12 protein-coding genes are annotated in these 12172 nt (G+C 39.4%); 5 read left to right on the top strand and 7 right to left on the bottom strand.

Translation table 11 applies throughout. From position 1 onward, the window contains the following. Positions 1-262 precede the first annotated feature (262 nt). The 4 genes from I6F42_RS00600 to I6F42_RS00585 all read left to right on the top strand — a co-directional run bounded on the left by I6F42_RS00600 (position 263) and on the right by I6F42_RS00585 (position 6157). Positions 263-499 (top strand): hypothetical protein, encoded by a 237-nt coding sequence (locus tag I6F42_RS00600; RefSeq protein ID WP_002959190.1) that lies wholly within the window; start codon positions 263-265, stop codon positions 497-499. Between the two features lie 78 nt (positions 500-577). After that, a complete protein-coding gene (locus I6F42_RS00595) occupies positions 578-1825 on the top strand; it encodes an exonuclease SbcCD subunit D C-terminal domain-containing protein (protein ID WP_197149961.1) in 1248 nt (415 codons plus the stop codon). Beyond that, entirely contained in the window at positions 1822-5472 is a 3651-nt protein-coding gene (locus tag I6F42_RS00590; RefSeq protein WP_197149957.1) for an SbcC/MukB-like Walker B domain-containing protein, read from the top strand. Before I6F42_RS00595 ends, I6F42_RS00590 begins: the two co-directional genes overlap by 4 nt. A gap of 28 nt (positions 5473-5500) precedes the next feature. Further along, the gene (locus I6F42_RS00585) at positions 5501-6157 is read left to right on the top strand and encodes a class I SAM-dependent methyltransferase (RefSeq protein WP_197149941.1); all 657 of its coding nucleotides are present in this window, start codon (positions 5501-5503) and stop codon (positions 6155-6157) included. Between the two features lie 176 nt (positions 6158-6333). On the opposite strand, the gene I6F42_RS00580 is transcribed toward I6F42_RS00585, so the two are convergent. The 4 genes from I6F42_RS00580 to I6F42_RS00565 form a co-directional block, all read right to left on the bottom strand. Further along, positions 6334-7146, bottom strand: coding sequence for a TIR domain-containing protein (locus tag I6F42_RS00580; RefSeq protein WP_197149938.1), 813 nt, complete (start codon positions 7144-7146; stop codon positions 6334-6336). Between the two features lie 122 nt (positions 7147-7268). Further along, positions 7269-7661 carry an ACT domain-containing protein gene (locus I6F42_RS00575; protein WP_197149935.1) on the bottom strand — a complete coding sequence of 131 codons (393 nt, stop codon included), beginning with the start codon at positions 7659-7661 and terminating at the stop codon, positions 7269-7271. Positions 7662-7879: 218 nt separating this feature from the next. Continuing rightward, positions 7880-8443, bottom strand: a complete 564-nt coding sequence (locus tag I6F42_RS00570) for a DUF6942 family protein (RefSeq protein ID WP_024591556.1) — start codon at positions 8441-8443, stop codon at positions 7880-7882. A gap of 1 nt (position 8444) precedes the next feature. After that, positions 8445-8900 carry a YaiI/YqxD family protein gene (locus I6F42_RS00565; protein WP_007376692.1) on the bottom strand — a complete coding sequence of 152 codons (456 nt, stop codon included), beginning with the start codon at positions 8898-8900 and terminating at the stop codon, positions 8445-8447. A gap of 130 nt (positions 8901-9030) precedes the next feature. Here I6F42_RS00565 and I6F42_RS00560 point away from each other — a divergent pair, with 130 nt between their 5' ends. After that, entirely contained in the window at positions 9031-9552 is a 522-nt protein-coding gene (locus I6F42_RS00560; RefSeq protein ID WP_007583597.1) for a lipocalin family protein, read from the top strand. A 209-nt stretch (positions 9553-9761) separates the two neighbouring features. Here I6F42_RS00560 and I6F42_RS00555 read toward each other — a convergent pair whose 3' ends face one another. From I6F42_RS00555 to I6F42_RS00545, 3 genes are read right to left on the bottom strand one after another with little or no spacing between them, the layout of a single operon-like run. Next, a complete protein-coding gene (locus tag I6F42_RS00555) occupies positions 9762-10097 on the bottom strand; it encodes a DUF3325 domain-containing protein (protein ID WP_007583595.1) in 336 nt (111 codons plus the stop codon). Continuing rightward, on the bottom strand, positions 10094-11695 hold the full coding sequence (locus I6F42_RS00550) for a PepSY domain-containing protein (RefSeq protein WP_197149931.1): 1602 nt from the start codon (positions 11693-11695) through the stop codon (positions 10094-10096). The genes I6F42_RS00555 and I6F42_RS00550 overlap by 4 nt, the downstream gene beginning before the upstream one ends. Next, positions 11692-12033 (bottom strand): hypothetical protein, encoded by a 342-nt coding sequence (locus I6F42_RS00545; RefSeq protein ID WP_007583591.1) that lies wholly within the window; start codon positions 12031-12033, stop codon positions 11692-11694. Before I6F42_RS00545 ends, I6F42_RS00550 begins: the two co-directional genes overlap by 4 nt. Positions 12034-12172: the final 139 nt, after the last annotated feature.

Below are 12172 nucleotides of genomic sequence, written 5' to 3'. Positions count from 1 at the left end.
ACTAATTCGCAACAAGTAAAATGGCCTAAAAGCCCTTTCTACTGAACAAAAACACAGTGAAACGAGTAAATAATTGGCTTAAATATTGCCGAACTTCATTAATATTCGCTATTTGTACGATAAATGACAAATAGTGTAATTTTAGGTTGATCTTTAGTGCTGTTTATATTTAAAATCGCCAACCTTTTTATTTGAGGCAAATAAATTCGTCACATTTATCCTCAAATTAATATCGATTACTAGCAAGAAATGCGGTGGGCTTATGGATTTTTACATCCTAAAAAAACAACAAGAACTAATTGCGATTCCAGCAAGTGAGAATAACTGTAAGCAGTATCTCGATTCGGGTTATTTTTATATCGATAAAGTAGCAGCGTGCAACGAAACTAATGCACTAAAGGCGCTACACGCAAAACAAACTAAAACGTTAAAAATTCCATTATTAATGGCACTTTTAGCATTACCGGTTGTTTTTTCAGCTTGGTACAGTTTAACCTAACGTAATGCATGCCTTAGGCTTGCATCTTTAACAGCCTTGGGTATATTGGCGCTCTTACGGTTTTATTAAGAGCGCGACATGAAAGTCCTCCACACCTCAGATTGGCACCTTGGCCAACAATTTTACGAACACGATCGCCGTGTTGAACATCAAGCTTTTTTTACATGGTTATTAGCCACTCTTGTTGAACAACAAATAGACTTACTTTTAGTTGCTGGCGACATTTATCATACAGCGACTCCAAGTGCTAGCGCTGAAAATCAGCTTTATCAATTTATTAAAGACGCCAAAAAAGCATGCCCACTATTACACGTAGTGATTATTGCGGGTAACCACGACTCTGCAAATCGTATTTTGGCAGCTCAGCCATTACTTGCACAGTTTGATACTCACGTAGTAGGGCGCTTTGATGTCGCAACACCCGATGAAACTGTTATTACCATAAATACCAATGGTAAACGCGCTGTAATTGTCGCTATGCCATTTTTACGCGCAAGTGATGTCAGCTTACTTAGCCAAACTGAAAGCGGTCCTAGTTATGCTCAAGGCGTTTCAAAAGCTTACGAACTTGCACTAGAGCAAGCTACTAATATAAACGAGCAAAACTCACCATTAATAGTTATGGGGCATTTACACGCAAAAGGCGGGGATATTTCAAGTGATTCTGAGCGTAACTTAGTAATAGGTGGTGAAGAGTCTATTTCTGCTAATGTATTTGGTAAACAAGCCAACTACGTCGCTCTTGGGCACTTACACAAAGCGCAACAAGTCGCTAAAAGTGATGTTATTCGATACAGCGGCACACCTATCCCTATGTCGTTTTCAGAACGTAACTATACGCACCAAGTAAATGTTGTTGAGTTTATTATTGATGAAAAACAACATATTAGTACAACTGTAAACCCCCTTTACATTCCGCGCTCTGCCGATGTGATTATTTTACCAAAAGGGGAGTGTGTACCATTAAGCGAACTATGCGAGCAAATTAAAGCGCTCGACACCGCACAAAATATAATAGCGCCTTATTTACGTGTAAAGCTTAAATCAAGCGATACCGACACCACCTTCAGAGAACAAATAGAACAAGCACTTGAAGGTAAGCATATTAAATTTTGTGGTATTGAACGTGTACGTGAGCAATCAGCGCAAAATGACGACAACACCGTATTTGAAGATTTAAGCGAAGTTGAAATGCTCAATCCACTAAACCTATTAGAACAAGCATTCGCAAACGATAAAGACATGGCAGGGCAAAGCGTACCCGATGAGCTAAAAGCACTTTTAAGTGACGTGATAAACGAGCTAACGGAGCAGGAACAACTATGAAAATAACCGCAGTTCGTATTCATAATTTAGCCTCAATAGTTGACGCTGAAATAGATTTTACTAAAGCCCCATTAAAAGACGCAGGTCTATTTGCCATTACTGGCGATACTGGCGCTGGTAAAAGTACCTTTTTAGATGCCATTTGTTTAGCCCTTTATACAAAAACAGCGAGGCTGCGCGGTGATAAAGGTAACTTAATTGAGTTTAACGGCGACAGCATTAAGCTTAATGATGCGCGAAACTTGCTACGCAGAGGTACATGGGAAGGCTACGCCGAGGTCGACTTTTTAGGACAAGATAAACAGCTTTATCGTGCGCGCTATACAATTGCACGGACCCATAAAAAAGTAACAGGCAAACTTAAAGTAGCAGAGCACACTTTAGTAACCCTGCCAGACGAAACCCTTATAGCTGACAAAAGCCACACAATAAAAGAAGTCGAGAGTAAAATAGGGCTTAACTTTGAGCAGTTCTCCCGTGCCGTACTTTTAGCACAACATGAGTTTGCTGCGTTTTTAAAAGCCACTGGCGATGAGCGAGCGCAACTTTTAGAGTGCTTAACGGGCACCGATAAATTTAGCCGTATTGGCGTGCGTATTTTTGAGCGCCATAAAGAGCAAGTAGCAAAGCTTGAAGCGCTTAAAGCAGGCCTTGAAAGCTATACTTTGCTAGCACCAGAAGAACTTGAGCTACAACAAACCAAGTTAACCGATTTAAAAGCGCAAACCGAACACACTAAAAAAGAGCTATCCAAAGCCGAAAAAGCACTTAACTGGTATCAGCAAGCTACAGTACTTGAGCAAAACTTACTGCAAGCACAGCAAACCCAGCAACAAGCAAGCTCAGCGCTTGAAAGTATCGTTGAGCAAAGCGAGCAGGCAAAACAAGCTAAACAAGCGCTTGAAATAAAAGATAACCGCAGTCGTTTTACTCAATTAACCGATCAAAATACGGCGCAAAACCAGCAAATTTCATCGCTTAAAAGTGTTGATCATTTAGCGGTAATTAACGAGCGTAATACCGCGCTAGCTAAGCATACCGAGCTGCTTAATAACGCCAATGAGCAAAAGCAAAATGCAGCGCCCGTTATAGCCAAAGCGCGAGAGCTCGACAGTAACATTGCCTTGCAAACTCAAGCTGTAAAAGGTACTGAGTCGCAAATAACCAAAGAGCAATCTCAATTAGATGAGTTCACACAGCAGCTTAAACAAAGCAATAGCGAGCTTGAACTCGCTAATACCGAATCAACTAAAAGCCAGCAATGGCTTAATGAGCATGCACAGCTGCATGTTTTAGCAAAAGACTGGAGCTACTATCAGCAAAGCTTTAATACTTACTTAAATGCACAGCAGCAATTAACCGCAAACCTTGCACAAAGCCAAACTCTTAATAGCGAGCTTGCAAGTCAGAGCGATCTTTTAAATGCGCAAAATAATAAAGTGCAGCAGTGCGAGGTGGCACTTAGTGGTGAGCAATCAACTTTACAGGCATTAAATACTCAGCTTAATGAGTTTAATGCAGAGCACTGCGACGCGCAGTTAAAAAGTATTGATTACTTAAAAGAGCAGCGAGAGCGCTACGGGCAATTTAACGCAGAACTAAAACAAAGTACTCAACGCCAACAAGTACTTAATCAGCAGTTAAATGAAAGCCAGCAAGCCCATGCTTTACTTAATCAGCATTTAATAACCAGCGAGCAAGCGCTTAAAGGCAACGAGTACGCACTTAACCAAGCGCGCTTAAGAGCCAGCGAAAACGTAGAACATTTACGCACTGAGCTTCGCCCTAATGAGCCTTGTTTAGTGTGCGGCGCAACTGAGCACCCGTATGCGGTAAATCAAAATCAGCAATTAAATAACTTAATTACTGATTTTGAAAATGCTTTTAATATAGCTAAAAAGCAATTTGACCATGCACAAAGCGAGCTGCATAAGCACCAAACTCAACACGCCGTATTAACTGCTGAACACGGACAACTTGAGCAAGTAATACAAACAGCAAAAGCTAAACAGCTCGACATTAAAAATATTATGCAAGGCGCACGCACCGAGCTTAACGACTTAACGCCTGATCAGCTTGAAGTGACTTATAAGCAGTTAACGGAGCAAAAAGCGCAATACTTTGAGCAGCAAAAACGCCAACGTACACTGCAAACTAAAGTAAATGAGCTACAAGCAGCACTTAAAGCAGAGCAGCAAGTACAGCATCAACTGAGTAATAAACATCTTGAGCTTACACACCAGCAAAACCAGTTAACGAGTAAGCATAGCGAGCTAAGTGCGCAAATTAACGAGCTCGGTACAACGCTCAATAGCCAATTTGAAAATAGTGATTTTTGGCAGCAACTACAAGCCAATACGCTTGAACTTAGCGAGCTGCACGAGCAGGTTACGCAGTATCAGCAAACTCAAACGCAACTTGAGCAAAGCCAAAAACGTCAAGACACAGCTAATGAACAAATAAAGCAGCTCACACCGCTTATAAGTAACAACGAGCAGTCGTTAAAAGCACTTAATGAAGAGCTTGTAAAAGCTAAAAATTTACTAAGCACTGTACAAAGTGAGCGCTTAGCTTTATTTAATAACGAGCAAATAAGTGCAGACGACTACCAAGCAAAACTTACAAGTGCGCAAGAGCAACTGCAATCGCAGGTTCAAGCGAGTCAAAAAGCATATGACGACGCTATAAAACAACGAGATGAGCACGCCATAACGCTTAAAAATGTAGAGCAACGCTTACTTGAAAACAGCCAAGAGCTAGCAACGCTTGAGGCACGTTATAACCAGTGGTTTACTGACTTTAAAGCGCAATACAGCAATGCAACGCACGAACAGGTCAAAATTTTACTAACGCTTAGTAGCGAGACTATTAAAGCGCATTTAACTCAGCACGAGCAGTTAACTCAAGCGGTAACAGATGCAAACGCCGCATTAAAACAGCAGCAACTTACGCTTGAAAAACACAACAGTAGCGATAAACCAACGCAAAGTGCAGAGGCTTTAAGTACGCAACTAAGCAGCTTAAACGAGCAACAAACGCAGCTGCAAAATTCATTACTAGCAACTAATACCGCTATTGAGCAACATAACCAAAATGCGAAAGCGCTTGAAGGCAAACAAGCTGAGTTAACTACGCTTAAAACGCAGGTTGAACAATGGCACTTGCTTAATAAAGTATTGGGTGATGCAACGGGTAAAACCATGCGTAACTTAGCGCAAACACAAACGTTAAAAATATTACTGCACTATGCCAACAGCCATTTAAAAACACTCAACAAACGCTACGAATTAACCGCCATAGCGCAAACGCTCGACATTGCGATTATCGACCGCGACATGGCCGACGAGCAACGCTCTGTTAATACACTCTCGGGCGGTGAGTCATTTTTAGTATCGCTCGCGCTTGCACTTGGTTTAGCATCGCTTTCGTCAAACAAAGTACAAATCAATTCTTTGTTTATTGACGAAGGGTTTGGTACGTTAGACAGCGAAACCCTAAGCATTGCAATGGACGCTTTGGATTCTTTGCAAGCACAAGGCAGAAAAGTAGGCGTTATATCGCACGTAACACAAATGAGCGAGCGTGTAGCCACTCAAGTGCATGTAGCCAAAAAGCCAGGTGGATATTCCACAGTTGAAGTTTTATAAGCAACATTACTGAAAACAAGGAGATACAATGCCAACGTTTACAGGCGAGCAAGCAACACAATACGATAGCCGTATAACCCGTTTAGTTCCTGGTTATGAATTATTACATCAGCTCACTAACGCGCAGCTAAAAGCAACGCTAAGCGATAATGCGCATATTTTAGTAGTAGGGGCAGGCACAGGCAAAGAAGTGCTTGCACTGGCTGCACTAAACCCTACATGGCAATTTACCGCGCAAGATACATCAGCCGATATGCTTGCTATCGCGAAGCAGCAATTTGATGAGCAAGGCATAGTAAGCCGCGTTAATATTCATAATGGCCCAGTTGATAAATTATCGGTTAAAGCCGATGCCGTTTTATGTTTATTGGTAATGCATTTTGTACAAGATAACGGCGATAAAAAAGAGTTATTAAAAGCGATTAAAGGAAGCCTTAAAAAAGACGCAAACCTTTATATTGCAGATTTAATGCGCCCTGAAACTTCATTTGAGCGCGAAGCCCAGCTTACAACGTGCGCGCAATTGGGTTTAACCGAAACAGGTAAAACACAAACAGGGCACGACTTAGAAAATGAGTTTTACCCGCTTGATAGAATGCGCTTTAGCGAACTGCTAAATGAGTGCAAATTTGGCATTCCGAAGCTGTATTTTAAAGCTCTAGGTTTTAGCGGATATGTAGTTTAAGTTTTACGAGCTAAACAAGCACCCGCTATTTAGCACCAATAAAAACACCGAACTAACAAGTTCGGTGTTTTAATATAACCTCTCTAAACTCCGAAGTTTTTCTAAGCGTAGCTCGGTTAAGCGAAGCGCCACCCGACGGGGAAGTTAAATGGTAGCTCACATAGTGTAATGTAAACTTAAAATTGTATATCAGGTTTATAGCCTTGAGGTTGGAGTAAGTCTTCATTCTGCAGCAATATATCAATCCCCATCTCGGTTATAGAATAAGTATAAAAATCGCATTCACTTTGTTGATCTGTTTCAATAGCTTTACTTAAATATCCCATTCTTTCTAACTTGATCAACGATATTTGAAAAATAGAGTCATCTGTAGAACTAAAGTTATTAGAAATTCTATAAAATGGGAGACCATCAGGGTCAGACGTATAACTTTGTAGACAAGCTGCTAAAAATTTATAATCTTGTGCCTTAAGGTTATAAACTGATGGATTCGCAATATTTCTTTTTATCCCAGAGCTATTTTGATTATTGATCACTCCTAGCCTTTCTGCTTCAGCTTTAATTAATGTACAAGCACGGTTAGTCGCTGAAACCAAATCATAATCAGAACGTCCAGAATCATAATCAGCAGGAGTTACTCCTAATAAATCGGTTGGTAGATGCATTTCAATATCGCGAGGCTTTAGGATAAATGATCTAGATTTACCTATAGCTCCAACGAATAATCCCATTTCAAAAATTACATTATCTCTTACGACATGTTCTTGTCTATTTCGGATCGTAGCGATATCTTCTGGAGCAAATATAAATAGTGCAAAATCTACAAATGACGACTTTTCAACAAGATCATCGATCACTGTTGATGAGAGTTTAAAAGTACCATTTTTCCATAGCGTTACTTCAAATTCATGGTCTAAATTAACATTTACAGCTTCAGCTACGGGTAAGCTTTCAACTGAAGAAGCTATAAATAGTCTTGGTTTTCTCAACTTATTGTCTCCTTACTTAATTGAGTTTTCTTTTAGCAATAAGAATAAAGTTATATGTTTTTAGTATCTGCTTATTACATTAATACTAAAATGTTTAGCTTGCTACCATACTAGCAAAAATCCTAACCAATCTCTCCAAGCGCTTTCATCGCGGCTTGTGCTTTGTCTGTTTGTACAAAAATATGGTCGTGATAAAACGCAGCGACCACATTAGCACTTATATTATGCTCAGTGAGCTTTGCAGATACTGCAGCAGTTAGCCCAACGGCCTCTAAGCTTGAATGTACATTAAGGGTAATTAAATTATATTTACCTTCGTAAGTAATACCTGCTTTATCGGCGGTTTCAGCTTTTAAAATAAGGGTTAGCCCTTCTTCTTCAACGTAAGTGGCAAGTGGCTCTAAGTGAACATAATCAGCAAGTGAGCCTGCTAAGCAACAAAAAATATACTCGCCTTGCTTAAGCGCTGGCTGCATTGATTTTAATAATTCGTTTAACTCTAAAATTCCGGCCATGGTCGTTCCCTACAATGTGTTATTTAACCTGAACTCTGGTTAAGATATTTACTAACATATTAAATTATTTTGATATTTAAATTTATTTTCTCTAGCCAGAGATTTTCAGTGAAAGCAAGGCGAATTTACGCGTCAATAGCTGGCCTATTGCAAGTAAATTCAACGCAGTTAGCGCTGAAAATAGCTGCTTGAGATAGATTTATTATCCAGAGTTCAGGTTATTTAGTCATTTTTAGCTGCGCGACTAGCTCGCTTAATCTCGCAATTTTTATATTACTTAGTTGCCTGTAATCAAAATATGGGCACACAATAATGTTGTTACTGGTGTCTATTGCAAACTCGTCGTCGAGCCAATCAAATTGTGCATGTAACTTACCTTGTTGTAATAAGTTTTTAGCGTGCGTACGACCGGCAATTATGTGTAACTGGTTTTTATTGCTAGTAGCTTTATTTGCACACGTAATAGTAATGTTGGGCGCGCTAAATAGCAGGGCGTTTTTACTATTTTTTTGCAGTAAATACTCATCGCGATATTGTTGCCAAGTAGGGGCTTGTTTAGCAAATGAATAATGCTCACTTGGCAGGGCAAATAGCACTTTTGCGTACACGTTAAACACTTTGCGCCAACCATTACCACAGTGCTGGTTTATGGTATTTATTTGCTCATTTATAACCGGTTCTAGGCATTCAAGTGTTTCAAAAAACGGCATTGGCGGCGCTTTTGCTACGTATACCGCCACGCTAAATTGCGTATCACCTAAGCCAACTAATTGGGTATTCAAGTTAGTTAGCCTTGTTTTGCGCTAAAATACGGTCGAGGTTATTTGCAAAGTTTTGGCGATCGGTTTGGCTAAGTGGCGGCGGCCCACCACTCATTTCTACGCCACTTGAGCGCATGGTATCCATAAAGTCTCGCACGTTAAGTATTGAGCGGATATTCTCGGTGGTATAAAGCTCGCCACGCGGGTTGAGTGCTTGCCCGCCGTTATCAATTACTTCACTTGCTAGCGGAATATCGCCCGTAATAACTAAATCGCCTTTTTCAATACGTTTTACTATTTCGTCGTCGGCTACATCAAACCCCGACGATACTTGAACGCGGCTTATGTATTTTGACGGCGGAATACGCATTGCGTGATTAGCCACTAAAATAGTCTCGATTTTCATACGCTCTGCAGCTCTAAAAAGTATTTCTTTTATAACAACAGGACACGCGTCTGCATCTACCCAAATTTTCATGCTATGGTCATTTTTATTGCTTTAGAATTAATATGATCCTATAGCAAAATTTTTTAATCGGCTAGCAAACTTTATATCCATCTATATTTAGATAATACGTACTATTTATGTAATTTAAAAAGGAGCTTACATGAAGGCTATTAAATACGGTTTACTTATTACAGGGCTATTTTTTCTTAGTGCTTGCACCAGCCCTCCTGAGGGAATAACACCCGTTAAAAACTTTGATATACAAAAATATAAAGGCAAATGGTTTGAAATAGCGCGGCTCAATCACTCATTCGAAGAAGGTATGGAGCAAGTTACCGCTACTTATTCAATTAACGACGACGGCACAGTAAAGGTCCTTAACAAAGGGTATTTAACGGATGATAAAAAATGGGATGACGCCGAAGGCTTGGCCAAGTTTGTTGAGGGCACTGACACCGGGCATTTTAAAGTTTCGTTTTTTGGTCCATTTTATGGCGCTTACGTGATTTTTGAACTTGACCAACCCGATTATCAATATGCATTTATAACCAGTTACAACAAAGATTACTTGTGGTTTTTATCGCGTACACCAACGGTTAGCAAAGAGCTTAAAGAACACTTTTTAACTAAAGCTAAAGAGTTGGGCTTTGCTACCGATGAAATAATTTGGGTTAAGCAATAAACAATGTAAAGCCCCTTTACAGTAGTAATAAAAGAGTCACCTAACTGTAAAGTAACTTAAATATATTATGGTTATATTGTGTGTACTTGCCGTGAGACAGCAAGTATTGGAAACACTGAATATCCCCTATTGTTGGCAAGCTATATAGCTTGCCATTTTTTTTGCCTAATCTATGGGAAAGTAACGGATCACGTTTTTACTAACTAAGGCTAGTTTAATGCTAAAAACAACCCACTTAGTACAACTAACACGCTATTTAAAACACTAAACCACTTTACGTAGCCTACTAAAAAATTATAAAAAACCATTATAATTAAGACACTTAGGCTCATAAAACCGCAAAATAGTAATGTTCCATATCCACCTTGAGTAACTATACAAAGCACCAAGCTTAGTAAAATACTGATCCAAGCTGCTAATAGCAGCTTTTTACGTTGGGATTCTGTAGGGCGTTTTTTAAATACATCTTTAAAATGATTATACTTAGCCAGCGCAAAACAGTTAAAACTGAGCAGACATAGGCTGAACCCAAGTAAATCAATCATGGTTTTTGCCTTTTAAGGTTATTAGATTGACTAGGGCTGATTATTTTTGAGTTGTTTTTAGCAGTACGTAATTTTTCGGTTTGTATAAAAAATAATATACTAAATAACAAAAACAGTGCATCAAAAGTAAATAAAGCCCACTGTTTGTGCATCAAATAGCTAACTATATTACCGTTAGTTGTAAGTGCATTAATAACCGGTACGCTTAAACATGCAACAGCATTTATAGCTGCCATAACTCGCCATTGCAGTGTGTCGCGCTTTATAAGTGCTAAAAGAGCAACCGCTAGCCATGTTAAAAAGAACGCGAGTATTTCTTTATCGGCGCGCTCTGCGGTAGTTGGGCTAAGTAGTCTGTTAGCAATAAAAAATGCACACGTTGCCAGTGGAAGTCCCATAATAGTGGCTAGGTTTAACCCTTTAACTAGTTTTAAACCAAACGAAGGTTTAACGTTATTTTTAGTTCGCTCGCGAATTCGCTTAGCCCACATAATACAGCCAGAGCCAATCATTACACAGCCTGCAATACCGCCTAATACGTATAACCAGCGCAACAACCACGTAGCTAAACGCCCCGTATGCATTGAATTAAGCGACTCGTAAAGCGCTTTGCTGCTAGTTAGCTCGTCATCAGTTTTAGCAACCATTTGCCCTGTAGCACCACTAAATATTAAGCGTGGTGCTTGGTCACGCAGTGTTTTACCTGCGCTTACCAATACGGTAATTGTTGAAGCTGCCATATTTGGTTGGTTAACTTGTACGCGAGTAATATCTGCATGAGGCCACTTAGTATAAACCTGATCCAAAATGCTTTGAATCGGCACCATTGATGATTCGCCTTGGGCTTTATCGGTCATGGTGTTGCGAGGGGTTACATCGTTAAAAAAGCCACGCATGCCGTCATCGTAAGACGTTTGCGCAGGGTAGGGAAACAACATAAATATGAGCGTAATCATGCCCGTGTAAGTAATCATTAAATGAAAAGGCAGGGCAAGCACAGAGCTTAAATTGTGGGCATCTAACCACGTACGGCTACCTTTATTACGTCTAAAACTAAACATATCTTTAAAAATACGCTTATGAATAACCACACCCGATATAATGGCAATTAGCATAAAAAAGCTGGCAAAGCATACAATCCAGCGTGCGGTTATTGCATCCATGTAATGTAAATCATAATGCAACCGATAAAAAAAGTTACCACCTTTAGTATCTACAAAGGGCTCAAGCTCTTTCATGGTATTAGGGTTTAACTGTGTGTTTTTAAACTGGCTGCGGCGCTGGTCTGGCTCTTTTGGCTTTGCATAACCATAAATTAAATAAGGAATACGCGGCTCAGGTAATGTAATACGCCAGCTTGATGAGTTAGCTCCATGGTTAGCTAAGTAATCAAACCCTGTAATTATTTGTTGTTTTTGCGCTTCTATACGCTGTGTTTGGGCTTGTACATTATGTATGGCAGGTTGATTCCACAGCGTTATTTCGTCTCTAAAAAAGCTAAGTGTTCCTGCAAAAAATATTAAATATAATAACCAACAAACGAGTAACCCTACCCAAGTGTGTAACCAAGTCATCGATCTAAAAAAGCTGTCTTTCATACCCAACCCTTTAGTAATACAAGCAATCCGATAAACGCACCTGTACTTAGCAAAATACTGATCCAAACTTTTCTTAATGATTTAACGCTAAAGGCATAAATAAATACAACGGCATAAATTAAAATGCTTATTGAAACACTAAAAAGCACAGCGTCTTGTTTAGCTATTGGCAATACAAAACTTAATAACGCAGTACTTGCAGAGGTAAAGGCATAGCCACCAATTATGGCAATAAAAAAACGTAAAAATACCAAAACTCGATAACTGCTTACGCTTTTTACTATAAGCGCAATTACGTTAACCTTATCGAATGGCGCACTGTGCAAAGGTGCCTGCATAGTTAATTAATCCCTTTATTTAAAGCTGAGGATAAAACAAAGGCGCTATTATATATGTTACAAATACAAAAGATAGCTATTCTCATTTGTAGTCACTAACTTTTAAGTAAATTATGCTTACTTATTTAATTACTTAGTA

Source organism: Pseudoalteromonas sp. SWYJZ12, from assembly GCF_015864395.1.
GTDB lineage: Bacteria > Pseudomonadota > Gammaproteobacteria > Enterobacterales > Alteromonadaceae > Pseudoalteromonas > Pseudoalteromonas arctica.
This window is presented reverse-complemented; position numbering and strand designations above follow the sequence as displayed.

Excerpts from the sequence above, each read along its gene's own strand:
- I6F42_RS00600 (WP_002959190.1), top strand. The coding sequence starts at position 263 with ATGGATTTTTACATCCTAAAAAAACAACAAGAACTAATTGCGATTCCA.
- I6F42_RS00595 (WP_197149961.1), top strand. The coding sequence starts at position 578 with ATGAAAGTCCTCCACACCTCAGATTGGCACCTTGGCCAACAATTTTAC.
- I6F42_RS00590 (WP_197149957.1), top strand. The coding sequence starts at position 1,822 with ATGAAAATAACCGCAGTTCGTATTCATAATTTAGCCTCAATAGTTGAC.
- I6F42_RS00585 (WP_197149941.1), top strand. The coding sequence starts at position 5,501 with ATGCCAACGTTTACAGGCGAGCAAGCAACACAATACGATAGCCGTATA.
- I6F42_RS00575 (WP_197149935.1), bottom strand. The coding sequence starts at position 7,661 with ATGGCCGGAATTTTAGAGTTAAACGAATTATTAAAATCAATGCAGCCA.
- I6F42_RS00565 (WP_007376692.1), bottom strand. The coding sequence starts at position 8,900 with ATGAAAATTTGGGTAGATGCAGACGCGTGTCCTGTTGTTATAAAAGAA.
- I6F42_RS00560 (WP_007583597.1), top strand. The coding sequence starts at position 9,031 with ATGAAGGCTATTAAATACGGTTTACTTATTACAGGGCTATTTTTTCTT.
- I6F42_RS00555 (WP_007583595.1), bottom strand. The coding sequence starts at position 10,097 with ATGATTGATTTACTTGGGTTCAGCCTATGTCTGCTCAGTTTTAACTGT.
- I6F42_RS00550 (WP_197149931.1), bottom strand. The coding sequence starts at position 11,695 with ATGAAAGACAGCTTTTTTAGATCGATGACTTGGTTACACACTTGGGTA.
- I6F42_RS00545 (WP_007583591.1), bottom strand. The coding sequence starts at position 12,033 with ATGCAGGCACCTTTGCACAGTGCGCCATTCGATAAGGTTAACGTAATT.